Source organism: Streptomyces jumonjinensis (assembly GCF_009600885.1).
Taxonomy (GTDB): Bacteria; Actinomycetota; Actinomycetes; order Streptomycetales; family Streptomycetaceae; genus Streptomyces; species Streptomyces jumonjinensis.
On sequence record NZ_VCLA01000149.1, the window covers coordinates 1 to 1,240 of the forward strand.

Genomic DNA, 1,240 nt, shown 5'->3' on the forward strand with positions numbered 1-1,240 from the left:
GGATGGTGCCGATGCCCTGGGTGATCACATGGTGCGGGACCTCGTCGACGCTGTCGAAGAAGCGCGCGTTGTCCTGGCGGGTCTGCTCGGTGAGCGTCTTGATCCGGGTCCGGGACGCGAGCGAGGAGCAGGGCTCGTTGAAGCCGATGTGACCGTCGGTGCCGATGCCGAGCAGCTGGAGGTCGACGCCGCCCGCCTCGGCGAGGGCGCGGTCGTACGCCTCGCAGGCGGCGGCCACGTCATCGGCCGTGCCGTCCGGACCCATGAACGAGGACTCGGTCAGCCCGAGCGGCTCGATCACCTCGCGCAGCACCACCGAGCGGTAGGACTCGGGGTGGCCGGACGGCAGCCCCACATACTCGTCGAGCTGGCATATCCGGGCCCGGGAGGCGTCCACGTCGGCGGAGCGCACCTTGGCGGCGAGGGCCTCGTAGATCGGGAGCGGCGTCGAGCCGGTCGCCACCCCCAGAAGGGCGTCGGGCTTACGGCGCAGCAGGTCGGCCATGGCCTCGGCGATGAGCTCGCCGCCGGCGGCGGAGTCCGGAACGATGACAACTTCCACGAAGATCCCTGTCTCTGTGTGCGTCTCGGTATGCGCAATGGTGTAGACCAATCTACCGGGTGAGCAGGGCATCTGTCGCGTACGTGACCACGGGATGGACGCGCGCGGCCAGGGGCTGGGGAGTGTCGTCACAGGAGCGCCGTCCGCCCGGAGGCCGGCCTGGCGAGGTCTGGTTGGGGGGTGCTGCCCGTGCCCGCAGGGCTACGGGGGAGGATCGGGGGGCGGAGGACGGGGGTCCGGGCGGAGCCCAGGGGGAGAGAGCGCATGCGGTGGGGGCGCCCCGTGCCCGCAGGGCGCAGGGTTGGGGGCACGTCCGTGTCGCAAGGCACAGAGTGGGGGTACCTCCCGTGCCGCAGGGCACAGGGGGACTGTCGGCGGCCGACGACAACGCTGGGTGCCGGGCACCCCCACCCGTACCCGCAGGGCTCCACAGGGCACGGCAGGCAGACGGGACTTCGACGGACACGGCAGAGGCGGGTCCGGATGCTCAGAACAGCGGCAGCTGACCGGGGAAGTCCGGAACCGTGAACCCGTCCAGGGACGGTTGGGCGGCGGGGGAGTACGGCGCCTGACTGCGGGAGCCGGGACAGGAGACCAACTCGGCCGAGGTACGGGAGCCCGCCGGGTCGTGGCGGGCGAAGCGGCCCGCGACAACGGCGATTTCACGACGGCAGACCG

Annotated in this window: 2 protein-coding genes; both read right to left on the bottom strand. The window is 71.9% G+C overall.

All coding sequences use genetic code 11. The features are described from left to right. A partial coding sequence (locus FF041_RS18700) for a glucosamine-6-phosphate deaminase (protein ID WP_323392106.1) occupies positions 1-562 on the bottom strand: 562 nt, incomplete at its 3' end. 487 nt (positions 563-1,049) lie between these two features. Then, the coding region (locus FF041_RS18705) for a hypothetical protein (protein ID WP_153523883.1) at positions 1,050-1,240 on the bottom strand (191 nt) is incomplete at its 5' end.